A 23,813-nucleotide genomic window follows, 5' to 3' on the forward strand; every position below is an offset into this window, starting at 1 on the left:
CGGAGTAGCCGTTTCTGTGTGTACATGCACTCCATCACCAAGCTTAATTTCTACACCAGAGAATGTTATTGTTAAAGAATCACCCAGCTCTACATCATTGAATCCATTGAGCGACTCAACATGCAAGACCCCTCCGCCATTTTGCCCAACAAAATCAGCCCCAAGTTGAATAGCCGCCCGGTCATCGACGCCATTACCCAAAACTCCGAAGGCACGGGCGCTTTGCACAGGCTGTTTGACTATCTCCCAGCCGACACCATCTGCGTCATATACCAATGCCTCATTGCCGGATGACGGCGTTCCGGTAGTGCCGCTACGGCGATAACTTGCCCCCCCAAGCCCTCCGGCGTGGTGCTCAACAGTCATAATGACTTCGCACAATCCATGATGTCCGTTTTTAAGGCTGGAAAAGTATGGAACGTTTTTAACCGCCCCATTAACGATGTTCACCCCGTCCTGCTGCGATAACATGGAACGCAATGCAGCATCGCCGATTCCTATCCACGCACCGATACCAACGCCGCCGGAAGATGATGGCGTTGACCCGGCATCAACATGCTTAGGTAATGCCCCGTCCCAGCGATAGTATTCTCCTGTAACTTCGTCACGCAGCGCCTGGTTAGGAAGAGTGATATCAGCACCGTCCTGGAAGGAATCAATGAGGATCCATCCATACTGGGAAATAGCCTGCTGAGCCAGCCAGCGAAGACCTTCGATCGTGTAATGCGCATTTCCAAAGCGGTCTAGATATTGAAGAGCAAAAGAGGTCACAAACTCGTCAATTTTAGCTCCACCAAAAACATGGTCGCGAATGTCGGCGCTTGGCACCGTATTTTGTGTCGGAGTTGGAACCGGAATATTGAGATATGAATCGGCCATAGTGCTCTCTTATTGGCGTGAAGAGGCCTCGGGATATTCCCGATGCCAGTTTGTTATGGACTGGTTAGTCGTTCAGATAAATTGCGTCGGTATACTCGACGAGGGATAGCGTCTGCGTGTCATCACCGTTCGGTTTCGATGATTCAACGCGCCAGATGGTTGAGTTAAGTTCTGCGCTGCTTGCCATAAAGTATCGAGATGGCGTTTGCACTGTCCGACCGTCATAGATGTTGAGATCGAATGCTTCAGCCGCGGCAGAGAAAGCTTTAGGGTTACCATTGACAGGGTAAGCACGGTATCGACCGTGGAAATTACCCAGACTGTCGGTCATTACAACCCACATATCGCCGGGGAATGTCAGGCGCTCAGATGTTGAAAATACATTTCCGTCTCGCCCTTTCAGATACCCTGTCTGCTGTTCGTTGTCGTACATATCAGGGCATTGAACCACTGCTCCGCGCACTACCTGAGTCGTCTCGAACACCTTCACTGTCATGCTCAGGCGAGACTGAATGAGGCGATTAGCTTCAAGGTATGCCCGATTGCGAGCCTGAAGGATGTTTCTGCACCCTGACAAACTCACTGTCATAGCATTTTCGGTCGGAGCTGTTACTTCAGTAATTCCTGAAGTGCCTACCGCAAGATAGATGTAGGACTTCTTGTTCGTTCGAGGGTCAACGTAGTCCAGTGTTATGCCGTCATATCCGTTAGGCAGGCTCATGGAATAACCCATCTTGAATCCATCCCAGAACATGTTGCTGCGGCCAAATACAGCTGCAGGTACATCTGCCTTCTCATCTCTCCAGAATGTGAGTACGTCTCCGATCCAATTGATGTCCACGCGAGCTGCGTTACAAATTACCTGGATGCGCTCACCAAGAGATTGCTTAGCGTCTGAGAAGGTGTAATCGAAATATCCCAGTTGAGCATCACTCAGGCTGTCTGCAATTGCGTAAAGGGTTGGCAGGTCTAAGCGGTTAGCATCCTGCTTGGCAACCATGACCCACTCATGCAAAACAGCGTCAGCAAACGACCGTGAAGCTCGCAAGGTATAATCCACGGCACCCGTTGTCCGGTTGTAGGAAATAACCAGGCGCTGCGCCAGCAGATTGTATTTTCGGTCCTTAATACCAGAGGCGTTTTCCGTCTCCATTACGGTTAGTTTGACCAGCGTGTCAGATGGGTAGGTTACGTTTGTCCTGACGTTGACTGCGTGAGCGGCCAGAATGTAGACGGTGTTGTCATCTGCGGCGTTATTCAAACGCCTGGCTGTAAATGCGTATCTTCCCTTTCCTGCCGCTGGCTGGATTTTGTAGGTGTAATACACATAGTCATAAGCCTCTGTGTTGTTATCAACATTGACCTGCACACTCTGTTGAGTACCAGGGATGATGTTGTTGTCATCATCAACCTTCCACCAGGTCAGCTGGACTGGCCCCTTCTTCCCCCTTGCCTGATTTGCAGACATGTGGATCCAGAGATAAGTCGATTCAACCGCCGAGAAAAACGGCCCTACCGCAACACTCTCATACTGGGTGATCTGGAAATATGTTGTGTTTATCGTGGCAGTTGCCGGTGTCTCGTTTATATCTGGCCCCGTAAGGTTACTAAAGACAAACGTGTACCACTGAACTGGATTGATTACTGCCCCGTCATTAGTCAGTGTCGCGCTGATGAGGGTGCCGTTAACGCTGATATTTTTAGTCACATTACCTGATGCAGTGGCATAGGTTACATTGATGATAAAGGTGACATCGACTGGCTTCACAATGTCGTAGAAGTAATCGAAATTGTTGTTCTTAATGATTTTGACGGAGATCTGCCCGCCCGCATATGTACCCTGAACGATACTGTTTGTAGTGGACTGATGAACGATATTTCCTGTTGCTTTGTCTGGCCCGTCAAGCTCCTGCCCGTCTACATCGTCAAAGGCGTAACCCTCGTTGATGGTCCCTATGACGGCCCCAGGCTGAAAGATTTCATAACTGGCTCCAGCCATTGCAATCAATGAGGACTCTGAATAGCGAACGGATGAAATGTCATATCGCCCATATCCAACTTCCATGAACTCTGTGACATATTTTTTGTTGCTGATGTATTCGAACAGCGATTCCTGAATCAGATCCGGATAAGATCGCACCTGACCGTAGATGTTTGGGCGCCCCTTGTAGAGCCGGGCCACGTTGGTTTGCCCTGTCAGGTCATTATTTGGTGATTCTCCAGTGGCGACTGAAGGGGTCTTTTTGATATCCCCTACTAGGGTCTTCTGAAGCGCCGCCATAGCCTTTTTTGTAAGCTTGATAGGGTTTAGCGCTTCCCACGGAGCAGACAGCTTGATGAGGTCTTTTATGCCGCCCATGTTCTGTGGTTGGTCGAATACCGACAGATGATCATCAACCCTGAACCGGTAACCGATATCGAAATCGTCATCCAGTTCATTGCCGTTGAGCTTGATTAGAACAGAACTGTGAAGCTTTTGACCTTCAAGCCAGTCAATCATGCGCTGCCCTGGTTCAAGTCTTCCGTGTTGCTTTGGCGCACCAGGCAGGCGCTGAATTTCAAATGTCGCCATACTGGAGAAACTCCGTTCGTGTGAATGCCCTTTCAAGCACTGGTAATGGGTCAATGCGGACCCCCTCCCCCTCACCGCGAGAATGAAGGCACCGGTTACCATCAATAACCACACCAACGTGATCAGGAAACTCACCGCGATAAAAAACCGCTATATGACCATCAATGCGCGCGCCAGGCTGCCAGAAAACACGATCACCTTCATAGCAAGTAATGAAGTCTCTACCGGCTTCGTAGTCCGGTGTTTGGTGTATTTCTATGCCGATTACGTGACGGTAATACAAAACAATCAGCCCCCAGCAATCGACGGCCTCAAAGCTACAGGCGCGGCTAACCCACGGCAGGCAATTAACCTTCCGGATAAAATCAGTTTTTTGCATTAGATATTACTCAGGCCGGGATACAGATTGACGGTGTAGATTATGTTGTTTGCTACGGTAAGTGGGTTAGTCATGCCGACTGTCACAGTCACGTTTTCTGGTGCGGCTGCGACGTCACGGACATACATTGAGTACGTTTTAAGCGGGACGGTATCGCCTATTTTATCCCAGATATTGTACTGGAACGTTATAGACTCCATGCGCGCTGGCCCGCGCCACGCTTTCAGCCTCTGCTTGATATCCTGAGACAGTGCCGCAAAGGTAATGGTTGCGTTTAGCGTAGTCGTTCCGTCCTGCGCTGGCTCCGAGAAATCAAATCTCGTTGGGTTGTATACCTCTCCTCCGAAAGCTGCAGGCTCAAACAGGTTGTTTACCAGGCGATCGGTGCCAAAAGAAGAATGGCTGAATGTCACTGTCTGCTTAAGGTCAGACGCTGGTCGGCGCTCCTTCCACTCTCTAAGGGTTGGCATCTGGCAAAATCTCCGTCGCGATTAAGTCATACCATTCACCGGCACCCGGCTGTGCAATGACAATCCAGTCGTCATAGTCTTCTGTGATGTCATCAAGGAAGTTGCAAATGACGTTAGCCGTGTATGTCACTGTGCCGCCGTTTTTGCTGGTCTGGACCGGAAGCCCGCCAGTGAAGTGAAGCTCCTGAATCTGTACACCCTGCGTGTCACCCAGGTCGATTGGCATATCGAACCAGTTGCGCCCGCTGTCGCAGTATGTCGGGCTTCGAAGCCATGACTTGAAGCGCTCTGCTTCAGCAAGAGTGAAAATCCAGTTCACATTCCAGGTAGTTTTCAGGTCAGTTGTGATCGGCGTAAACACTGAAGGACCAACCGCCGGAACACTCTCCCGGAAGCTGGTATCCCTTGTCATGTTCATGTTTGCGCGCTGCGGTAGAGGCAGAAACGGAGGATATTTAACGTCAGCCATCAGTAATCTCCGTTAGCCTGGCGTGATAGTCCGTAAGTGGATTCCAGTGTGGATGACATCGGGCCGCCGGTCTCAACATCCTGGATGAAGAGGTCAATAACCTGTGACCCGTTCTCGTTCCTTGTCTGCGTTTGTACATCAGCACCGGTGTAGTTATTCACGTTCACCACTACTCCACCTCCTCCGCTACCACCCCCTGCACCAGACGTCATTTGTCTGTTGCTGATAACACTTCCGTTATCACCGGGGATCATGTACTGCTTACCTGTGCTGGCCCGGTAGATTTCAGGCATTCCGCCCTCACCTACCTGGTACATAGAGCCAGCAGATACAGGGCCGCCGTTTTTTCGCTTTCCAGCCAGTCCTTTCCCAACAGCCATTGCAGCGACAAGAGCGCCTAAACCTATAGCCACCGCGCCACCGAACGAACCGATGGAGGCGACCAGGGCAGCCGGAGTCCATGCTGCAGTAGTAGTAGCTGCTGATGCTGTGCTTGCCGCTGTCGTTGTTGCCAGACTCGCCGTTTGCGCAGCAGTGGTTGTTGCGATAGCTGAGTTTTGGGCTGTTGCGCCCATGATTGCTGATTTAGCCTGCTGGATACCCATCTGAACGAATGTGCTAATCACATCGTTAATGATGGTGTTACCGATTGATCTCAATGCATCAGATGCTGACATGCTGCCGGTAATGATGCCTGTAAGAGCGTTTGATGCCTGAGCGCCAAATGCATCTACCGTAGCTCCAAGGGCTTGATATCCAATATTCTGCTGTGTGAACAGCGCCCACTGAGCCGCAACACGCTGTTGCTCGTATTGCATATCAGCCTGATTCCGCAGTGCTAACGCGTTCTCATGAGCAATCAGACCCTGCTGTTCAAATGATTGAATGAGGGCGATCTTGCGGGCATTTTCATTCGCTAGTTGCTGCACTGGATCTATTCCGCCCACAGCATCCTGCTGAGGTGATACGGCTTGCTGGGAGCGGATTTTCGACAGGTTGGCCTGGTGAGTTGCCTCTAGCCGCTCCTGAGTCTGATTAAATTGCTCCTGGCTGATTTTCTTTGCCGACAGAGCTGTATTCAGATCCTGAACGTCCTGCTTATAGCGCGCACTCTCAGCATTTTCAGGCAGTAACTTTTCAGCTGCGGCCTGCGCCTTAATGGCGTTGGCTGTATCCCATTTCCGCGCAGCGTACTGCCCCGCGAGATCGATTTGCGCTTGCGTAGCAGCTTTACCGAGTGATTGCTGCGCATTCAAGATGGCTTGCTCACGGCTTAACTGACTGGTCGAGTCAGCGGCAAGCTCCGACTGCTGCTTCAGGTTAGCCAACTTCTGAGCGATAGAGTCAGCCTGTGATGCCCCCTTCTTCTGCTCGGACTGGAGCGTTTTCTGCGCCTGCGTATTTTTGTACGTTGCTGCGGCATCATCTTCCATCTGCTTGGCATGCGGATCATCTTTCGCAAAACCAGCATCTTCAGCAGCGTATTGCGCCTGCAATCGAGCGCGAGCTTCTCCCTGAAGCTTGGACAGAGCGAGGTTGCGCTCTGACTGCTTGATTAGATTCTTCTGCCCAGCAGTTAAGTTGTCGGTTTCTTGCTTAAGCGCCGCTACGTTGCTTTTTGCAGTGACGGCTTCACGCGAAAGATTAACCAGTGTCCCGATGAATGCGGTAAGCGCAGTCTGACCTTTCTCGGTAGAGCTCTGCGTGTTTTGAAGTTCAGTCGCGAGTCGTTGCAGCGCCTCCGGAGAGGGGTTCTTGGCGATGTCTGAAAGCTGCTTACTTAGTTCAAACGCTTTCTGCTCGGTGATACCGAACTTATTGGCCACCGCGCCAACTGTATTGCCGATACTGTTTGCTGTCGCCTGGAATGCCTGCCCGGCACCATAGGCCTGCTTCATCGCCTCGGAATAGTTATCCGTGGTGATTTCCAGTGTTGCCAGGCGGTCGTTAAAGCCATCGACCGACGCATAGCCGCCAGAAAACGCTGACAGCGCTTTATCTCCGAAGGAAAGCAATGAACTGGACGCATCACTGATTGCTTTCGGGATTTTATTGATCGCCTCGTTGTACTCCAGGAGGGCCTGGTTGCGCATTAGTGTAGCGACTTCAGCGTTGGTCTTTGCGAGATATGCATATTTGTCTGAAAGCGCGGCCACACCGTTTTGGGATATGGTAATAACCTTATCCATCGCCTCGGCTGCGTCTTTCAACGCGTCCATGGCGTTCTTCCCGCCATTCAACGATGTGATGAGCGTGCCAGCAATGATGGAGCCAAGTGCGATAACAGCACCAATAACGGCACCACCCGGGCCAAATGCCCCAGCCAATTGGGAACCTTGCTGGGAGAAGGCTACCAGGGCTGACTGACCACCCTGCACCTGCACAATGAAGTCCTGAACCTGATACCCTGCCTGCTGCATGCTGGACTTCCAGCCTTTATTGCTTCCCATCGAAGTGTCAGCAGCGCCTTTCATGTCGAAGAGTCGCCCGGTCAATTCGCCGATCTTCTGCTTTTCTTCGTCTGTCGCTTTCGACCCTGCACGCAACTGGGCGGCAAGCATGGCGGCACTGCGCGCGCCATTTTCCTGCGCCTCATCCAGTACTGCCAGTTGGTTACCAAGCGCTTCGATGATAGATTCAGCGCGATTAAACTCGCTGTTAGCACCGCCCGTGCCGCTGCGCGCTTCTTCCATAGCGCGGGCAATGCTGCTCACATTGGTGTTCAGCTTGCGAAGCTGGTTGTCCATCGAATTGGCATAACCAGCCAGCTCAGTAAACGCGGATCCAGTTTGGGACGCGCTCTGGTCAAGGTTATCCATTCCCTTGCCGGACTGCTGAGCGGCGTTATCCAGCTTATCCAGAGCATCAATGGCCTGCTTCCCGCCCTGCAGCAGCGGCTCGACGTCGGCGCTGATTTCATAAACGATGCTACCGGCGTTCTTCTCACCTGCCATGTCAATCTCCGGTTATTTTCCTGCCTTCGCCCGACGCGCGGCTTGTTTCTTCAGATAATCGTCAGCAATGCTGTCGTACTCATCGCGAGTGAAGCCTTTCTGGTCCGGATATTTCGCCGCCAGCAACATCTGGAACTCGGTCATCGTTAACTGCGATGCTTCAGCGCGATTCATGCCAAAGTGGCTGCGTGCCGCGCTGATGTAGTCGAAGGCTTTGAATTCAGTGGTTCGCTCGCCTGTTTCGTGGCGCTGCAGCTGGCGAACCTTTGCTTTGCCTACAACGCCGTGTTGCATGAGATGCTGTGCCAGCACGATGATGTCGTTCTTCGGCATCTGGCCCGGGCGGTAGACCACACAATGCCGCCACCCTTTCCACTCTCCGATCATTGGCGTCAGGTCGTCATCGCAACACGCCTGCAGTACCAGCATGCAAGTTGATAACAGCTTTTCAGCGGCGCGGTTGAATGATGGTGAGAGCCATTCAGGAACGCGCCCCAGCGTGCCAGCACAGAAATCGATGAGTTGGGCGACTTCATTGCCATGTATAGTGGAGTACGACTGCACAATCTCTTCCGGAGTGCCAATCCGTGTCATAGCCGCGAAGGAAGGTCTTAGCAGGTAGTCTTTTCCGTCGGTGCGGCTGTCGCTAACAGAGAGTTCGCCAATATCAGTTAAAGCGGTCATAAGCCTTCCAGTAAACGGTCATTGTCAAGGGCAGCACGCCACCCTTTGGAATGTCCGTTAAGTAACGGTTACCGTATGTACGGCCACAAAGTTGCCGTCTTCGGTGTTGATGATGATCTGCGCGCTGCCGGTGGCGACGCGGTTCACCGTAACGGTGGTGCCGGAGGCGGTGGCAGTGGCTTTGGTTGGATCGGTTGATGCAACGGTGAAGTCTTTGTTGGTTGCGCCGGTTGGAGCGATATTCACAGTGAAGGTGCTGGTACCGCCCGCCGCGCCAGTGCTGGTAGCCGGGGTTACCGTCACTCCAGTCACCGCGACTGCAGTGGTTACGTTCACTTCAATGGTGCTCGCATCACCCACTTTGAACTCGGTTGAGAACGTTACGATGTCGTTGGTTCCACCATCTGAGCTCAGAGCCGTGATGTTCATGTAGCCGATGAATTCGACCGGGCCGTAGTCCATGCGAACCCAGATACCAGGCTGGCGCTTGGCCTTAAGCTCGTCAGCGAAATACTTGATGAACTTGCCGACACCGTACTGGTCCAGCTTGTCCTTCTTACGCACTTCACCTTCAAAGCTCAGGGTAAAGTCACTGTTGGTGATGATGGTTTCGACAAAGCCGCCGCCGTCATCCGCATCAGAGGTAACCGAGTTCGGGTTGAAGTCGAAGCCCTTAGATGTACCTGCTGCCAGCGCCTTCCAGTCTGCTTCATCTGGTTTAGCATCCGGGCAGCCATCGGCGACTTCCAGCACGACCGCACCGCCGAACAGGCGCTCGTTCGAGTTCTGGCAATTAGCCATGTGAAACTCCTCTTTGACGTATAAAAGAAAACCCGCCGGAGCGGGTTATTTGGTTGGGAAGGCTATTCGCCGTAAGTGCAGGCGAACTGGAGTCGGAAGACTATTCGCCCTTCTTCTGTGAGCACCGGCGCTGGAATTGCGCCCATGTTCTGGATGTAGCCGACACACTCGTCAGCCATGGGGTTGGCCTGGACATAATCGACAATACGCTGCACGGCGCTTAGTGCGTCTTTGCGCTTATCTTTCGCGCCGATGACGTCGACCAGGACGTGGTATTCGGATCCGATATCGGTTCGGATATTCGAGCCGCCGTTTGGCCTGAACACCATGATCGCCTTCGAAAAGTCGCCCGGGTCGTCGTACATCAACTGCTGCACCGTGAAACCAGTCGTTAGCCCGGCGTCGCCGAACATGTTGCGCACCCTCTCGTGCATCATCGGTGTCATAGCGAAAGCTCCTTGCGCATTACCGCGTCAACGTTACCGCGCTCATCATTCGCGCCTTTGGTCAGGAATTGCGGTTCACCATGCGGATCCCAGTAGTTGCCCTTTCCGGTGCCGCCACCGAACTCTTTCGGCTTCTGCGGGCCGAACTCAGAGCGGTTGCTGGTGACGCCGAAGTGCGCTCGCGGCTGGCCTTTCAGTTTGCCTGATGCCTCATGTACGTAGGCAGCATAGTTGGCTGAGTAACCGATACGCCCGGTTATAAGCACGCCGCCAGCGTCGATTTCCCGAAACTGGCTGTTAATCAGCGTGGAGGTGTCGATCGGGGTGTAATAGGCTGCCCGGGCACCAATGAGAATCATCGCCGACTGCAGCGCGCGAATTACTTTGCGCCCCTTAACGTCGTTGATGACATCGTTCAGGTGCTTTTTTGCCTGGCTGATGCCCTTCACTTTGATGCCCATGGCTTTCTCCAGGCAATAAAAAAGGCCGCCGTGGCGACCTTTCTGATTATTTACTGTTCTACTTATAGGTGATGCTGATTTCTTTCGAGTCCTCTGACTCTTTCCATTCCAACTGAATGAGAAGAGATGGGTCATTGCGAATTAGCTCAGCAATTTCATTCAGCTTATCCGCAACTACTCCCGCTGACTCTGGAGTGAAATTACCAGTGTTGTAACCGCTGACTTCAGACATGAATGCCTCTCAAACAGATGGGTTTAGAAGACTTTATCATACTCCCGTCAGGATGGCGTAATCATCCGCCAGGCGCTCGAACGTGTCGGCATAACGGATAACCTGCCGCACCTCGTCGGCACCGGCCACAACCGGGTCCGCTTCGGTCGAAACGCCAATCAGCAAATAATCACCAGCGGCCGCCAGCGCAAACTCCGCCCAGACGGTATTCTTCACGACGATTTCGGCACCCAAACTGGCTAATTTCTTGCTGAGTCCGCCCTCGTAGTCACAGAGGATTTGCTCAGGTTCTGCATAACCCAGCGGGTCACCGTATTCGTCATTGCCTTCCAGCTTGCGCCATATAGTCGCCGTTGCGGTGTATGACCAGTTCGCTACCGATGACATCAGCCCTCCTTCCAGCGCAGCACCTTCGCGCCCGTAGCCCGGATACGTGGGCAGTTGATGAACCACTCACCGTCCGATTTGACGTAGCCGGTAGTCTCCCGCCCGGTGTCGGTTTGGACCCACACACGAACAAGCGGCTTTGGTACGCCTTCTGTCACTAATTTGTAAGTAATCAACAGCCCCCGACAACATCAAAGAATCCAACGCTGCTGCCGACATCAATCGGTAGAGCTGACGTGCAACCGGAAGTATCAAGTGCCAGCAGAGCATCGCGCATGCTCGTTACATCGCCGCTGTACTCAAACGAACGCGACGCCCCTGAAGGCGCTGACTGTGATTTAATGCGCTGGCTGTAGGCTGTCAGCGCCATTAAGGTGACGGCATATACCTGAATCAGGATTACGTCGCACTCATCATAGCCAGACGCCTCCATGCACTCCTGAATGCTGTCCAGTTTGCACAGGTAAGCGTCGATCATGAACTCCGGAATTGAGTAACCGAGTGCAGATAGCTGCTGCTTTACCTGCTCGGCTGTTATCTGCACTACCGCCATAGTTACTTATCCTTTTTGCCTGATGCTGCCAGTGCCGCTTCAGCCTCGTCGGCGCGTTTTTTTTCTGCGCCCCACTTAACTGCACTTTCCTGTTTCAGCTGCTCAATCACCCCGGCATGCTCTTTATCCTTAGCCTCAATTTCAGATCTAGCCTGTTCCAGTTGAGCCAGAGCCTCATTGAGTTTTGCCTGCAAATCGGAAGCGCCAGACGACACCGGAGCAGATGTAGTCGCCACTTCGAATACGAGCTTTTCACCCTTCTTCTCAGTAGATTTCTCAACCTTCCCCTGCTCAATCCACTTTTCCGCGATCGAGTCATCAACGTCATAAACCTGTCCAGCCTCCAGCTTTTGAAGGCTGGCACCGGCAAAGAGGTTTGCTACTAATACCTTTACGAGTGCCATGTTGTTTCCTTAGCTCGAAGCGTGAATTACAGAGTAGTGACCGTTGATGTCCTGCTTGACCATGAGGCCAGCAGCACCCCAGGTGCGCCAGACGTAATCTGAGTTGTAGAACTGACGCGGATCAGCGACGGTACCGAACGCCTGGCCGACGATAGGAGCAATAACGCCAGCCTGCAGCGGCACAATTACGATTTCGTTGCCGGTCAACTCAGCATCTTCTTTGATTGCTGCAATGCCAGACAGCTTGGAAATCTCCTCCAGCACGGTGCGAAGAGAGTTCACATCGAAATACTGCTCCCAGTTAGACATGATTTCGCTGGAGACGTACCAGGTCTGTTGCCCGTACTGCATGTTTTGCAGTTTAAGGACGTCACGCAGGGCGATCGCCGCCGCGCGCATTGCTTTCGGGTCAGTGCTGGTTGCGAAGTTAACGGTCAGCGTAACCTGCGCTACACGCTCATCGTGACGCAATCCCTTCCAGGTCTTGTCATCGAATTTGATGTAGTTGCCAGCGGCATCGCGGAAGCCTTCCCAGATATAGTCGACATACTGACGACGAACATCATCGACAGAACCGGCCTGAGCGTCAGCCAGGGATGACAGCGCAGAGCCTTTGTTAAAGACCGGATCGCGCCAGTTGAATTTAAAACCGCTATCGTGGATCGGCACCATGGTGCCATCGAAGGTGTAAGACTTCGCATCCAGCGCCGCGCCAATCTGACCGGACATGGAAGTGTGTGCCCAGCCACGGCCGCCAGTGCGAGCGTATTCGTACACAGACTCTTCCAGACGAACAGAGCGAGACAGCGGCATCAGATCGTTCAGCAGCGTGAATTCGGTATTCGGCTCAAACTGTTTCAGCACGGTCTGGTCATACGCTTTGTACAGCCGGCGGATGTCGTCGACTGCATTTACCGCGTCAAGAGCCGGGGCATTTGCCGCTTCTCCGCGCACACGGGTACGAGCGAAGAAGTCAGCCACGGCCTGAGCGCTTGAGTTACGCGCGAACTTCAGCTCGTTGAATTGAGCCATGTTGGCTTCGAGGTTTCCTGTTTCGGTCGCCTGTTTAGTTGAGAATGCAAACATTCAGGTGCTCCTTATTTAATGACAACGCGCAGGAGCTGGCCTGCTGTCGAAATGGTGTATGCGTGGTCTTCTTCTACGAAGCAGCGGACCGATTCATCAGCGCCTACGGCTTTAACGCGACCGTTGGCAATCGAAAGGGGCTGTCCTTTTGTGTAAGTGCCTGCCGCCGCCGGGACGTTGAAGAAAACGCCAGGTGTTGGGTGGAAAGCAACTACCCAGTCGCCAGCCTTAATGACGTCGTCTACGGTTTTGCAACGCAGATAGTCATAGTTGGCGACGTAGAGGATCGCAGCTTCGTTCCCATCCACTGACGCGGTGAATTTCTTCGTTGTGTTGTCAAAGAAACCAATCGTGCCCGGCGGCGTATCGGCAGCAGCGGCACCTTCACGGTGAAGCTGTGGGTTTGCGAAGATACCGCCTGCGTGAATTACGTGTTTTCCATCTTTAGCCATTTTTTACTCCGGCATTTCGCTGACTGATTCTGAGGAATTGACCTGGCGGAACGCACCATTCAAGCCGGTTGATGTCTGGCATTGAGCAAACAACTCTTTAAGCGGCTCGCCGTCCAGTGCGTTAACTGCTAGATCAGTCATGCTAAACTTGGCTTTTACCGCTGTGCGCATGCTGGCCTTCTCAGTTTCTGCGCCTGCGCTAATCTGGCTGTTGAGAGCAGCAACTTGATCGGAGAGAGTTTTCGCCCAGACTGGCATCTCTTCACTGTTGCTGGCCTGCTCTTTCGCCTTCTTGTCGTCAGCCTCTTTCTTCTCACGGGCTGCCTTCTCTTCAGGCGTTTCTTCTTTGCTGTCTGCGTTTTCTGCCAGCATCTGGTTGTATGCGTCCATCAGTTCGGCATCGGTTTTGCCGTCAACCGATTTGCCTTTGGCCTTCAGCGCATTGACGATGAGTTCTTTCATCGGGTCTGTTTCCTTTTGGGTTGAGTCGCTGTTGGCGCTGAAAAACGCCTTTAGCTGGTTGAAAAATGTTTTGAATGATGGGTCTTGCGGGTCGGTGCAGCCGGACTCCTCGAGATTGACGACCTCAATTTCGACCTCGTCTCCTTCAGCGTTTACGAAGATGCCCACCCCTTCTCCCGGAGTACCTGCGCCAGGCTCATCAAGCAGAACGGCTACATGGTCGAAATTCATGTTGGTGGCGATCTCGTCGTACTTCTTACCCTTCGACTCGCCATTGGCGGCGATACCGGAATAAAGCAGGCCGGTTGAGATGTGGATCGGGTCGGAGTTGGTGCCCGCCAGCATTTCATCCAGACGGTTAATCAGGCGCTTGCCCTTCTCGCTGGATTCGGCGTACTGGCGGTTGACGTACATATCGCCAGTCACTTTGCCGTCTTTATGGTTGACGTTCTGTAGCCATGCCCCTACGTGGTATTCATTCACCGCCTGGACGTCGCGCGCCGAAACATGCTTACCGTCCACCTTCGGGTGGCCCAGCGGCATCGGGTTACGCTCAAGCGTGTTGTAGGCCTTTTCGATTTCTGCTGCCGGGTACAACTTCCGGTTCATCACGATATCGTCCACGACAGGCGTGATGCCGCGAACCACGATATGTGGCTTGCCGTCGATGGTTTCAGTGGTGATGTTTGAAGCGGAGTTGACGACGGTCAGCACGTTAACGCGGTTGCGTTTCATGCAGGGTCCTCATTGGTGGATTTCAGGCAATAAAAAAGGCCGCCTAAGCGACCTAAAATATGGAATCAGGTGTTGTTAACATTGCTCTAATGTCGTCAATGTAATCTTGGAATCCAGGATCTGGGTCTTCAAAACGACCATAACTTCTTATGTACTCTTCATGAGCATTATCATCTAGCCAACTATCTGTAATTTTAATTAATCTATCTATGTAACTACTATCTGGAACGATAATGCTGTATGCGTCCAGAATACTCAGTTCCTCAGCAGGCAATCTCCACTCTCTTTCCCACGTGAAATCGACTCCATGAGGACGTTCATCTGAGATGGTTATTGGATCATGAAGCATATAACGCCATACGAGATCATCATGAAGTAATTTCCTCTCTCTCAAAGGCGTATAAATAACAGTCCTACCACCCTGCGCGAAAACATAGTCTTTCAGGTATTTCACACCAAACGGTTGATACTTAGATCTGTCAGTGTGCATGAAATACTCTGGGGACTCTGTAAAACAAATACAAGATTTGTAGCCCGTCTTGTACGGATCCCCGCTTTTTAGCGCGCCATCGCGAATAATGTCCAAGAGGACCTCGAAAGCAGTCTCATAATCCGTTTCTTTTATCTTTTCAAAAGGCTCGGCCTTGATCCAGTGATAGATAAACCTAGTACTATCAATCCGTTTACTCATACCCCCTCCATTACAAAGGGGATAATTTAGCTTTCAGCTATTTTTTTTCCAAGCCCTTTGTTCATTGATTAGCTTATTCTGTAATCCCTCATTGAAGATGCTGCCGTCGTCGTTTAGCAGCACCGGGATCTGGCTGCAGTAGCAGTTGTACCGGTTGCCATTCTCGGCGTAGAAGTCCCGCCCCTCTTCTGTGGTATAGACCAAGCCGTGACGGCTGGCGTGCCATGAGCGTGTCGTTGGCTTGAGCGCTGACAGCCACATCAGTCCGGTATTCAGCCCCAGCCTGTCGGCAGCCCAGTCCGTTTCGTTCCATTGCGCCTGCCGCAGCGCGCCGACCTGCTCAGTCTGAGCGATGGTCTTCGCCTTCGACATGCTCACATCGAGACGCTTGCTAACTATGCTGGCCGTCTCACGCGGGTTAATGCCGCGACCAATAGAGTCGGCAATGACGTTTGCCAGGTCTGCTCGTGCTGCGTCGCTGATACCCTTCCAGTCGCTGTACGTGCTGATGTAGGCGCTGGCTATCTGGTTCTGATATGCCGGGCTGGACAGAAGCTGCTGTAATGACGTCTGGCTGGCGTAAACCGGAGACTGTACCGAGAGATTGGTGTATCCGCTTAACGTGCCACGCTCAAACTCTGCGGTGACGTAATCCATAGCCCAAAGATTCTGAGGCCCCCCCTCAAGCAACTCGTCATCCAGTATTGCCTGGACCACCTGCAACAGGTCAGCCATCTGTGCAGCCGTCATGTCGTAGATGTATGTACCAGCGTTCACCTGGTAGAGCGATGGCTCTGAATCTTCGTTGTTGCACATCATCCATGACCGCTCGCCATTGGTTTCCCGCTGGCGGCCAGTCAGTCTCAGGTCGAATAAATCCTTCAGGCGTCGCTTAATGTTCAGATACCGGTCTTCGATATCTCTGAACATCCTGCTGACCTGCCTGGATGACTGAGTGGGGTCTGATTTATTGCGCGGTACGATCGGCGTCCCGACTCTCATCTTTTGGGTTGAGAGGATCATCGGTGGTCACCTTTTTATCTGGGTCAGGGATATCAACTTCCTTGCGTGGCTCAAGCTCACCAACTGCGCGGACTTCGTTTTCATCCACTGCAGGTGTGCCATACGCCTGCTGGGTTTTGTAGGCAACGTCAGCCATTGATAGCATGTTGGCGATCTTCTCTTTCTCACTCGGAGCGAGTAAGTCAGACCAGACCAAAGACACCTCACCATTAGTTGGCGGCTCGATGATACCCAGCGACCAGAACCTTTCAATCACGCGGGTAATGTAGTCAGTAAGGAACCCCCAGCGACGACCGTTGCAGCGCTTGGCCCACTCGTTCTTGTCTTCATCTGATGCCAGTCGACCGGTTTGCTGACCAAACTGGATGGTGAATGGGCATTGAATGGAAGCTGAGAACTCGTTAGCTGCAGCCGTCCATGTGGGTGTCGGATCTGCCGCTGCGACTGAAAGAACGCTGGCTTTACCAGCCTGCATAGCAAGTGCTGAATCCGTACCGCTGTTAAGCTTCCTCACCTTGTCATTCATTGCCTCAGCAAGAGAGTCATACCCTGCCTCTTTGGCCTGTTTGACGAGATTTGATACCTCGGTAGTAGCGTCAAACTCCATTGCCAACTGACGACTGGCATTCTTCAGGAAGCCCTCTGCGCTGCCACCGGATGTTTTCTCAATGTCGAGCAGCTTGTTGAAGCCAGCGCGGAGCAGAGGAACACCGGCAAGCATGTTCTCATCCTCTGAACCTTCACACAGGATGATCACCCGGTCAGGATGGACTGTAACGCTCCGCACGCTCCCGTATGTGCCATCATCCCCAACAGGCTGCTCGTTGAAGTTGTAGCTAACTGGCTGCCCGTAGGTGTCGGACTGTGTATCGATGTCGAAGTTGCCAGGCTTAATCTGTGCTTCCCATGCAGGGATTAGCTTAATGAGCGCTTTATCGCCGAGAGCCTTGACGACATTCTTGTCAACTGGCTGATACCACTCACGACCATCTTTGATTTGCAGCAGGACAGCAGAGTATCGGCCCACAAGGTTGCGGCGGTCGGCATCTTTCAACTTCGCCCAATGCTTACTGAGCAGCTTGGTTGTTGATTCTTCCCAATCAGTGGTCTCCTCGGCTTCGTCTTTTTCCGCACCGTCAATGATCGTCGGGTTATCTGTCCAGCATGAATCAAGGAGCTTATGCACTGCTGCATGGGCCACAGCGTTACGCTCATACGCTCGATAGTAGTTATCAAAGTTAACTGACTCTGGATAACCGAACTCGTCCCACAGCTTGGTGCGCTTGGTATTACCGTTTGGCCCATGCGCATAAAGCATGCGCTGGCGACCCACCGCGATTTGATCAGCGAGGGCATTGACGAGGAATTGAACCTCGCTATTTTGTTCACTCACTGATGAGCTCCTTAGAAGAAGATTGCGCCGACTTTCTTCGGCGAGTGCAGTACTCGATATCGTGTTGCGTCGAAGTCGTGATCTTCCTGCGTGGTGTCTACGTCATCAGGCTTCTTATCATCGCGAACCAGTACCGGTATGCGGCTTATCCAGCCCCGGCAGTGCTCCATGACGTAGAACGCTGGTTTTTCAGGCATGCCTGATTCTGTTTTCTTGCCTTCAATCACGGCCTCAAGCATGTCAGCAAATAGCGATGCCCCGTTGATGCGTGAGCCGGGCTTCTTGTCTGCCGGTAACCACGTAACGCCCTGAGCTTCCATCTTCTGAGCAATGGATAGCTCGTTGTCACCGGTGTTGAATATCGCACCATCAGCAGGGCCGGGGATAACGTTGCTGCATATGCCTGGCACGATGTGCATCTGCCCTTTACCCTGCGTCTCTTCTGGTTCGTCGACCTCTTCACCCATTAGGCGCTTGTCAACCCACGCCACACCTTTAGCAACGTTGGTAGATGACATATTCAGGCCTTTGTTCAGCTCATCAGGTGGGCAGCCGTACCACTCACCAATCAGAATCAATGAACCGGTAGGCGGACAGAACTTACGGCCATCTGGAAGTGTTGCTTCGGTGCCATCAGACTGCGCCCACCACAAGTTTGCGAATGGTTTCGACTCACCCCAGTCGTGAGAGCGGTCAACCGTCCAGCTTTCAGGGATTGTGAATGGCTTAATAACGTGTAGAGCTTCGTTCCATAGATGGTCAAAGCGTCCACCACTCGTCACATCCCATGAACCTTCAACCCACGCTTTACGTCGGTTAGGGTCTTTAATGCTCATCAATGTGGCGATGTATTGCGGGTCGAGATACGGGTTCTCTTTGAACGAACCATGAATAGCTACGCGGGTTAGCGTTACGTCCTCTTCTCGCTCCGTCTGCGGGTTAAACACCTTCTGAGTTTCGCGAATGATGGTTCCGCGCGGCGCTGGTTCAATGAAGCGCTTCTTCACCCAGGTGTGACCTATGCCAAACGGGTTGGTCGTGCTGAAGGTCTCCAGTGGGATCGGCTTGATAATGGTGCCGTCTTCCAATGGGTAGTCATCAGGCCGGAAGGATGAGCGACGGCAAGAGAACATCATCTCGTAGAATTCGGGAGACTGCTGCTTGGTCAGTTCGTTGAATCCGATGAACGGGAACTCCTGACCGTGATAATCCCAGTAGTCGCTCTCCTCTTTGCCGAACCGGAAAAGCAACTCTTCACCTGTGGGCCATACCCAGCGCAATTCGCTTGCTGATGCCAAATACCGAGCACCATCGTTAAACAGGCGATACATACGCTTGGACTGAGTGATGATGTCGGTGAGGTTTTTGTACTCGGTATCGAATATCACGCCACGCCAGAACGAGCCGTAGCCAATGCCTACGTTGCGACGAAACCTTGCTAACTGCGCGGCAGTCTTACCTGGGCCGCGAGTGCCTTCATACAGTATCTCGTTGCATGGGCAGCTCAGGGACAGTGACTGCGACCCCGGCAAAGGTTTCCAGACGGCTTTGTAATTCATCCACCTAAAACCTCGCTCTGCTGTTTCTGCGCTTCCGCCTCCCAGTCATCAACGCTTGTGCATGAAGGCACTGGCATGATGTTGTGAGTCGCTGTGACATTCTGCTCAACCTGCTCTTTGAACGCCTGGACGCTGATATGCTTGCCGAGTAATTCGAGGTTCTTCACCTTGTCTGGCCACTTAATCTTTTTGAGTAGCGCAGCTGCATTACCTTCAGATGCCATCTCCATGACTTCCATGCCTGACAGGGTCGTTCGCCATACTTTGGGCCAATCAGCTACAGCCTTTAGTTCACCGGTCGAGGTGAGGATATCGAGCACGTCCATCTGGTCAATCTCAACGAGACGATTCAGGACGTATGTCGCATTTATGCCTACCAGATCATTGCGTTGCGCTTTTAGTTCGGCGATTCTCGTCTGGATGTCTGGTTTTGTGAGGTTCTCACTACCAATCTTCCGGGCGGTATTATCGCTGTACCCCGCCCGAATAGCCGCTTGCGTGGCATTTAAATCGATGAGGTACTCGCGACAGAACATTTCTTGTTTGTCGGTGAGTGCCATTATTGTCTCTTTTGAAAAAGGATGTTTTATGACCAGCAATGCACGTAAACCAAAATTCAAAATTGGTGATATTGTTTATTTGGTTACTGGCAGTCCGAGTATGTCAGTCGCTGAGCCGCTGATTGAATACAAATCTGGTAGCAATGAGTTCCGTGGTAACTATAAATGCCAATGGTTTGCAGGAAAGAAACTTGAGCATGGAAATTTCCCTGAAGAATCATTGACTACAACAAACCCAAAGCAATAAGCCCAAACGTGCAGAAGCTGTCTGTCGATCGGGTTTCAGAGTGGATGCTGCTGAAACTTCAAACGGAAGGGTGCCTGTATCAACAAGACGTTGTTGATTATCTCGTTAAAGAAAATAACGAGCAGCATCTCAAAGAAAATGCGGATGGCAACCAAGCATTATCAACCAAAGTGATTAATAAGTTTCGAGTTGATAGCAGGGAAGATGTCGTTTGGGTTAAGCCAGACAAATACTGGCGATACCGCGTACCTGAAGACGAAGAAGGTCGAGAAGCACGCGGTTAACAATTAGGGCGATCATTCGCCCTTCTCTTCATCACTATCAGTCATAGGTGTGAACTCCACGCGCTTTACGTCGCAAGGAGCGAAGTACAGCCACTCGCCCGTCTCCGTCGCCAGCGGCGCAAATCCATTAACCAGATCAGGCTGACGGCGTGACATTTTGCCCGTGAAGCTTTCGCCTGTTTGGGTAGTGAGCGTGATTTCCCCGGCAGTAGATTTTTTTACAGAAAACCAGCAGGCAATTCTGTTGACTGTGTCGAGTCATTTCGAGGTAGTTCACGGATGTCCCTATTCCTCACTTCCACATTATTTAGATCTTCAATCTTAAAAATGTAAAACCCATCACTTAATTTTTTATTAATCACTTTCTTCACTATAACACTATCAGCGGACGCATTTATCAGTGCGTAATCCCCCCCCTTAGTAAAAACATCATAATTACTATTCCATTTAGCATTAGCATATGATGATACGTATGTAGTGATAATCAGAATAGAAAACACCAAACCAAACAAAAATATCTTAACTCTAACAAGAGAAAGAAAATCCTTGTAATCAGAATTAATAAACTCTGACACAAAATCAATTTGACGAAACTTAGTTGTTACAAAAAACATTGTTATAGATATGAACATCAATAAAGCCGACATAATATACGAAGCTGTTTCATTCTCCTTATTCAAATAGAAGAAAAACAACAACGGAACTAAAAAAACCATCAACACGAAATATAAGAATTTTGATTTTCGTGACTTAGCAGTTGATAGCCAAAGCACAATCAGCACACTAAGTACCACACCTAATAAAAACATCAAAATGGAAATAGCTGCACGAGTCAATTGAAAGAAATCAAAGCTCATCATTTCTAGCGGGACATTATAAAAATTGGCCTTGGCAAGAATATTAAAAAAAGCCATCAGATATAAAAGCCCAGTAAAAACAGCCAATATATAACCATCCTTTTCAATCAAACGCATTTTATCACCCTCGATAAGCCGGACAAATAAATAATATCGCAAAAACCGACATTAAAAATTACAGTAGTTAGCTGAATCATACATTCATGACATCACAATTGGCAATAACAACCGCACGGAGGGTGTTGAAGTTGCTTAATTCCCTATCTCAATTTCGTATAATCCCTGTCCATAGTAGGAATCAAGCAATGAGTAATATTCTGGATCTTTTAGCGGCTCTTGGTTTATCTTGTACCATATGGCAGTAGCTAGCGCCAATTTCTTTATCAGCCGTCTCATAATTGAGTAGATTCTATCTAAGAAAAACAATAAGGCATTTAGCAGGATAAACTTAGAACTCCCTTCCTTTTTCAATTCTTCTTATAGCAGCCTTATCCAGATTGCACTTCCCAAGCGCGGTATATAGTTGAGCGTTTAACTCCAGACTAGCCTGCCATGTGAACGGAACCACTATTGCGGGGATCGGTGTGTCTGCGGTCAGGTCAGCGCTTATCGGCACCACCGGGGCCGGAACGTAAACTGTGTGCATATTCCCGCAGGCTGTCAGCATCTGCAGCAGGAACAGGCTGGTTAGCGCACGGATCGCCTTCAAGCGCCTGCCTGATGTAGACAATGCGCGTTTCGCCTTTTTTGGCCAGTTCGTTCTTTGCATTCTGGGTAGCCTGTGAAATTTCACGGATGAGGTTCATCGTGGTGATAACGTTGTTGGTGATCGCCTCTGATGTGTCTGCCCTGACCGTCGCTTTATCGCGCTGGTCTTTGTAGGTGATTGCGTTGTCGCGGTAGTGGTTAATCGCCCAGACCAGCGAAACCAGCAGGCAGATAACGACAGCGCAGATGATTGCAGTTAATCGGCTCATTTCTGGCCCCACTCGCAGACTTCGCGCTCAATCTCGCGTCGGGTAATCAACCCCTTCCACTGCTTGCCACCTGCATACGTCCAGCGCTGCAGTTCTTTGCATGCACCCGGAACATCACCGGCGTTCAGCTTCTTTAGTAGCGTGGAGCTGGCAAAAGCACCAGAGCCAACGTTATAGGTGAAGGAGTAAAGCGCGGCGCGGGTTGGCTCAGGGATGCGAACCTTGATCAGCGGGTTTATGGCGTTTGCCACCTTTCGCAGATCTGCCTTAAGCAGGTTGTCGCACTCTTTGTCGGTGTAACGGTGACCACGGCGGATATCGCTACCGGTATGACCATCGCACACTGTCCACACACCCACTACATCCTGATACGGGTAGTACCGGCGACCTTCCAGACCATCAGCATTGCCCAGCATTACGGCGGCGATGGTAATTGCACCTGAACCGCCGACAATCGCGCTCACCAGTTTATTCCTGAGTGTCGGGTTCATGATGGCTCCGGTTACGGCGATTATCTTCGCGGATCTTGAAGTAGAGATTGGTCAGGTATGTCAGCACGGCAATGACAATACCTACGAGTACGCCAATGGCGTTCCACTGCTCAGGACTGTAGGCGTTAAGCATGCCGTTTAGGATGCTCCCGGCTGAAGCGCCATACGCAGCACCAGTGGTTATTTTTTCCATGCGATACATGCTCTCACCTCGCGTTGTTAGCGGGTGCTGTGTGTTTGAAAAGGGTCAGGCACTCAGGATGATTTAACAAGTGGCCGTATTAATGATGGTTCCCGGGACCTGAAATAAAAAAAGGCCCACATAAGTGAGCCTTTGAATAAAGTTTCTTCACATCATTGCCGATAAATCCCTTAAAGGAGATCAAAATGGGCAGACGTAGACGTGGCAGGTACAGAATTAATAAGAATCCGGACATGGTGGATCGAATTATTCACATGATTATCGATATCGCTATTTTCGTCTTCCTTATAAAGCTAGGGATATCTCTTTTGTTCAAATAAAAAGCCCCGCACGATTGCGAGGCTGTTAACTCTTTGTCGACCTACGAAGCTATGGCGACGATATCAGATTTACATGAAACATAGCACTTTCAGTTCGGTTTTGCAAGACTTACTTCTAAACTTGCCGCCTTTTGTTGTGAACGTGATCGCGTTGCTGAGATAAGTGCTCCGCTATCGAGCCGAGAAAACCCGCTGCGCATTGCCAGCCAGTGAGGAAGGTATGTCTCCGTCCACGTCGATTTAGCCACGCCTACCAATTCCGCCAGCTTTTGGTATTCGTATGTCTCTCTCCCGCCCAGCTCTGCTTTCACGTCCTGCGCCGCCAGCCAGATTAGAGCCTTGAGACGGTCCAGCGTCTTCCCCGCCACCTTCTTTGCGCCCATATGTGCTTTGAACTCAGCCCATGCCCATTGAGTGATCGCCACCTGATATTCGAATCGGTTGTTCTCGCTGTAGTTCCAGAGCAACCAGGCCTTTTGATGCTCGTCCAGAGACAGGACCGCACGACGCCATGATGCGGTGCAATACTCGACGTGGTTCACGAGCGGGATATGCGAACCTTTAGCGCGTGACTGATGTCCGGGGATCGGCGGACTTGATGGGTTAACCATGCGACCAGTTACCGGATCAGCCACTTTCTTTCTTGACCGGCTGCGCGGGGTAGCTTCAAACATTGCATTCTCAGCGAAAGCTACCAGTTGCCCTTTCGTCGCTCCGCTCAGATCTGCGGTCGCCACAATGAGCTGCTGACGTACGTATTCCAGTTGCTGACTGTTCATGCGG

General features: G+C 51.4%; 29 protein-coding genes and 1 pseudogene. 2 read left to right on the forward strand and 28 right to left on the reverse strand.

The genetic code is table 11. The annotated features are described in order from the left end of the window. Positions 1–546: 546 nt before the first annotated feature. From ACB496_RS11515 to ACB496_RS11620, 22 genes and pseudogenes are all read right to left on the reverse strand, one after another. A pseudogene (locus ACB496_RS11515) lies at positions 547–879 on the reverse strand (hypothetical protein); the annotation flags it as partial. 64 nt (positions 880–943) lie between these two features. Next, complete coding sequence (locus tag ACB496_RS11520; RefSeq protein ID WP_371972558.1) at positions 944–3,451, reverse strand: host specificity factor TipJ family phage tail protein; 2,508 nt, start codon at positions 3,449–3,451, stop codon at positions 944–946. Beyond that, positions 3,438–3,830: an NlpC/P60 family protein gene (locus ACB496_RS11525; protein WP_371972560.1), complete on the reverse strand. Its 393-nt coding sequence runs from the start codon at positions 3,828–3,830 to the stop codon at positions 3,438–3,440. The genes ACB496_RS11520 and ACB496_RS11525 overlap by 14 nt, the downstream gene beginning before the upstream one ends. Continuing rightward, positions 3,830–4,300 (reverse strand): DUF1833 family protein, encoded by a 471-nt coding sequence (locus ACB496_RS11530; protein WP_371972562.1) that lies wholly within the window; start codon positions 4,298–4,300, stop codon positions 3,830–3,832. Before ACB496_RS11530 ends, ACB496_RS11525 begins: the two co-directional genes overlap by 1 nt. Beyond that, positions 4,287–4,769 (reverse strand): hypothetical protein, encoded by a 483-nt coding sequence (locus ACB496_RS11535; RefSeq protein WP_371972564.1) that lies wholly within the window; start codon positions 4,767–4,769, stop codon positions 4,287–4,289. The genes ACB496_RS11530 and ACB496_RS11535 overlap by 14 nt, the downstream gene beginning before the upstream one ends. After that, positions 4,769–7,723: a tail protein (tape measure) gene (locus ACB496_RS11540; protein WP_371972565.1), complete on the reverse strand. Its 2,955-nt coding sequence runs from the start codon at positions 7,721–7,723 to the stop codon at positions 4,769–4,771. Before ACB496_RS11540 ends, ACB496_RS11535 begins: the two co-directional genes overlap by 1 nt. A 12-nt stretch (positions 7,724–7,735) precedes the next feature. Then, a complete protein-coding gene (locus ACB496_RS11545; RefSeq protein WP_371972567.1) occupies positions 7,736–8,407 on the reverse strand; it encodes a DUF6246 family protein in 672 nt (223 codons plus the stop codon). A 57-nt stretch (positions 8,408–8,464) separates the two neighbouring features. Next, the gene (locus ACB496_RS11550) at positions 8,465–9,208 is read right to left on the reverse strand and encodes a phage tail tube protein (RefSeq protein WP_371972568.1); all 744 of its coding nucleotides are present in this window, start codon (positions 9,206–9,208) and stop codon (positions 8,465–8,467) included. Between the two features lie 62 nt (positions 9,209–9,270). Beyond that, complete coding sequence (locus tag ACB496_RS11555; RefSeq protein WP_371972569.1) at positions 9,271–9,654, reverse strand: hypothetical protein; 384 nt, start codon at positions 9,652–9,654, stop codon at positions 9,271–9,273. Next, positions 9,651–10,115, reverse strand: a complete 465-nt coding sequence (locus ACB496_RS11560; protein ID WP_371972570.1) for an HK97 gp10 family phage protein — start codon at positions 10,113–10,115, stop codon at positions 9,651–9,653. The genes ACB496_RS11555 and ACB496_RS11560 overlap by 4 nt, the downstream gene beginning before the upstream one ends. Before the next feature lie 58 nt (positions 10,116–10,173). Then, entirely contained in the window at positions 10,174–10,347 is a 174-nt protein-coding gene (locus ACB496_RS11565) for a hypothetical protein (protein ID WP_310988167.1), read from the reverse strand. Between the two features lie 36 nt (positions 10,348–10,383). Further along, the gene (locus tag ACB496_RS11570; RefSeq protein WP_371972571.1) at positions 10,384–10,734 is read right to left on the reverse strand and encodes a hypothetical protein; all 351 of its coding nucleotides are present in this window, start codon (positions 10,732–10,734) and stop codon (positions 10,384–10,386) included. A 172-nt stretch (positions 10,735–10,906) separates the two neighbouring features. Continuing rightward, positions 10,907–11,287 (reverse strand): hypothetical protein, encoded by a 381-nt coding sequence (locus tag ACB496_RS11575; RefSeq protein WP_371972573.1) that lies wholly within the window; start codon positions 11,285–11,287, stop codon positions 10,907–10,909. A 2-nt stretch (positions 11,288–11,289) separates the two neighbouring features. Then, the gene (locus ACB496_RS11580) at positions 11,290–11,691 is read right to left on the reverse strand and encodes a hypothetical protein (RefSeq protein WP_371972574.1); all 402 of its coding nucleotides are present in this window, start codon (positions 11,689–11,691) and stop codon (positions 11,290–11,292) included. Positions 11,692–11,700: 9 nt separating this feature from the next. After that, positions 11,701–12,777 (reverse strand): major capsid protein, encoded by a 1,077-nt coding sequence (locus tag ACB496_RS11585; RefSeq protein WP_371972575.1) that lies wholly within the window; start codon positions 12,775–12,777, stop codon positions 11,701–11,703. Between the two features lie 11 nt (positions 12,778–12,788). Beyond that, on the reverse strand, positions 12,789–13,229 hold the full coding sequence (locus ACB496_RS11590; RefSeq protein WP_371972576.1) for a hypothetical protein: 441 nt from the start codon (positions 13,227–13,229) through the stop codon (positions 12,789–12,791). A gap of 3 nt (positions 13,230–13,232) precedes the next feature. Then, positions 13,233–14,426, reverse strand: coding sequence for a DUF2213 domain-containing protein (locus ACB496_RS11595; protein WP_371972577.1), 1,194 nt, complete (start codon positions 14,424–14,426; stop codon positions 13,233–13,235). A gap of 52 nt (positions 14,427–14,478) precedes the next feature. Continuing rightward, positions 14,479–15,117 carry a hypothetical protein gene (locus ACB496_RS11600; RefSeq protein WP_371972578.1) on the reverse strand — a complete coding sequence of 213 codons (639 nt, stop codon included), beginning with the start codon at positions 15,115–15,117 and terminating at the stop codon, positions 14,479–14,481. A 33-nt stretch (positions 15,118–15,150) separates the two neighbouring features. Further along, on the reverse strand, positions 15,151–16,140 hold the full coding sequence (locus ACB496_RS11605) for a phage minor head protein (protein WP_371972579.1): 990 nt from the start codon (positions 16,138–16,140) through the stop codon (positions 15,151–15,153). After that, complete coding sequence (locus tag ACB496_RS11610) at positions 16,085–17,533, reverse strand: DUF1073 domain-containing protein (protein ID WP_371972580.1); 1,449 nt, start codon at positions 17,531–17,533, stop codon at positions 16,085–16,087. The genes ACB496_RS11605 and ACB496_RS11610 overlap by 56 nt, the downstream gene beginning before the upstream one ends. Positions 17,534–17,544: 11 nt before the next feature. Beyond that, complete coding sequence (locus ACB496_RS11615) at positions 17,545–19,092, reverse strand: terminase (protein ID WP_371972581.1); 1,548 nt, start codon at positions 19,090–19,092, stop codon at positions 17,545–17,547. Then, positions 19,089–19,652: a terminase small subunit gene (locus ACB496_RS11620; RefSeq protein WP_371972582.1), complete on the reverse strand. Its 564-nt coding sequence runs from the start codon at positions 19,650–19,652 to the stop codon at positions 19,089–19,091. The genes ACB496_RS11615 and ACB496_RS11620 overlap by 4 nt, the downstream gene beginning before the upstream one ends. Before the next feature lie 28 nt (positions 19,653–19,680). Here ACB496_RS11620 and ACB496_RS11625 point away from each other — a divergent pair, with 28 nt between their 5' ends. Both ACB496_RS11625 and ACB496_RS11630 read left to right on the forward strand, forming a co-directional pair. Beyond that, the gene (locus ACB496_RS11625) at positions 19,681–19,899 is read left to right on the forward strand and encodes a DUF2158 domain-containing protein (protein ID WP_048988198.1); all 219 of its coding nucleotides are present in this window, start codon (positions 19,681–19,683) and stop codon (positions 19,897–19,899) included. A 44-nt stretch (positions 19,900–19,943) separates the two neighbouring features. Continuing rightward, entirely contained in the window at positions 19,944–20,183 is a 240-nt protein-coding gene (locus tag ACB496_RS11630; RefSeq protein WP_371975229.1) for a DUF6953 family protein, read from the forward strand. Positions 20,184–20,195: 12 nt separating this feature from the next. Here the strand turns inward: ACB496_RS11630 and ACB496_RS11635 are convergent, their stop codons facing one another. The 6 genes from ACB496_RS11635 to ACB496_RS11660 form a co-directional block, all read right to left on the reverse strand. Then, complete coding sequence (locus ACB496_RS11635) at positions 20,196–20,423, reverse strand: hypothetical protein (RefSeq protein ID WP_371975230.1); 228 nt, start codon at positions 20,421–20,423, stop codon at positions 20,196–20,198. Then, positions 20,402–21,157 (reverse strand): hypothetical protein, encoded by a 756-nt coding sequence (locus ACB496_RS11640; protein WP_371972583.1) that lies wholly within the window; start codon positions 21,155–21,157, stop codon positions 20,402–20,404. Before ACB496_RS11640 ends, ACB496_RS11635 begins: the two co-directional genes overlap by 22 nt. A gap of 482 nt (positions 21,158–21,639) precedes the next feature. Continuing rightward, positions 21,640–22,017, reverse strand: a complete 378-nt coding sequence (locus tag ACB496_RS11645; RefSeq protein ID WP_371972584.1) for a DUF2570 domain-containing protein — start codon at positions 22,015–22,017, stop codon at positions 21,640–21,642. Next, entirely contained in the window at positions 22,014–22,508 is a 495-nt protein-coding gene (locus tag ACB496_RS11650; RefSeq protein WP_371972585.1) for a lysozyme, read from the reverse strand. Before ACB496_RS11650 ends, ACB496_RS11645 begins: the two co-directional genes overlap by 4 nt. After that, positions 22,486–22,710, reverse strand: coding sequence for a class II holin family protein (locus ACB496_RS11655; protein WP_371972586.1), 225 nt, complete (start codon positions 22,708–22,710; stop codon positions 22,486–22,488). Before ACB496_RS11655 ends, ACB496_RS11650 begins: the two co-directional genes overlap by 23 nt. A 409-nt stretch (positions 22,711–23,119) precedes the next feature. After that, a complete protein-coding gene (locus ACB496_RS11660; protein WP_371972587.1) occupies positions 23,120–23,809 on the reverse strand; it encodes a bacteriophage antitermination protein Q in 690 nt (229 codons plus the stop codon). Between the last annotated feature and the right edge of the window lie 4 nt (positions 23,810–23,813).

The organism is Lelliottia nimipressuralis (genome assembly GCF_041464075.1).
In the GTDB taxonomy this organism is placed as follows: Bacteria; Pseudomonadota; Gammaproteobacteria; order Enterobacterales; family Enterobacteriaceae; genus Enterobacter; species Enterobacter nimipressuralis.